Source organism: Synechococcus sp. R55.7, from assembly GCF_047461955.1.
Taxonomy (GTDB): Bacteria; Cyanobacteriota; Cyanobacteriia; order Thermostichales; family Thermostichaceae; genus Thermostichus.
Genome location: NZ_JANSIC010000460.1, coordinates 1 through 729, shown reverse-complemented (window position 1 = coordinate 729; position 729 = coordinate 1). Strand labels below are relative to the sequence as shown.

Sequence of the window (729 nt, the reverse complement as noted above, 5' to 3'; positions counted from 1 at the left end):
AACCCAGCCGAGCTACAAAATCTACAAAATAATGAGGTCGAAATGAGGTCGAAAGGTAAACTACCCGGCTCCGACCGCTAAGCGGTACGGAGCGGGCTTTCAGTAGCCCTGGGCCTGCTCTGCTCTACCAGAGAACAAAACAAGCCCGGACCTCTAGGCTGGTTTACGACAGCCCCCAAGAGCGCAATCACATTCGCACCATTCAAATCCGCATCCCCTTCCCATCCACAGTGCCCACACTTGAACGACTTGCCACTGCGATAGGATTGCGCAGGGTCGGGATGGATGTGCAAACACCGGTGGCAGGTCTGCGACGTGTAGGCAGGCGGAACAAGAATCAGAGAAACCCCTGCAACCCTCGCCTTGTACTCCAGAAACTGACGTAGTTGGTAGAACGCCCAACTGTTGGCCCTGCGCCTTTCGGTTTTGCTGCGTGGCTGTTGATTGACCCTTTCCCGGATCCCTGTCAGGTCTTCCAGGGCAATAGCGCTGTTGGTAGCTTTTGCCCTAGAGACAATAGCTTTGGAGATGCGATGATTGACCCACACTTGAAAGCGTCTCTCCTTGCCAGACAGCCGTTGCAACAGTTCTCTGCATCTGCGCCGCGAACTGCGTGTGCCCTTACTGGCTTTGCGTTGGAGTACCGCCCTCAGCTTGGAGTAGTGGTCTCGGATTCGGTTCAACTGCTGTCCATTCCAGTTGTCCCCCTCTGACGTATGGGCAATATCC

At 55.0% G+C, this 729-nt stretch carries 1 protein-coding gene; it reads right to left on the bottom strand.

The window, feature by feature from the left end; translation table 11 throughout:
* Positions 1-77: 77 nt before the first annotated feature.
* Positions 78-729, bottom strand: a 652-nt coding sequence (locus NW820_RS13120; RefSeq protein ID WP_414407737.1) for an RNA-guided endonuclease InsQ/TnpB family protein, incomplete at its 5' end; no start/stop codon positions are given.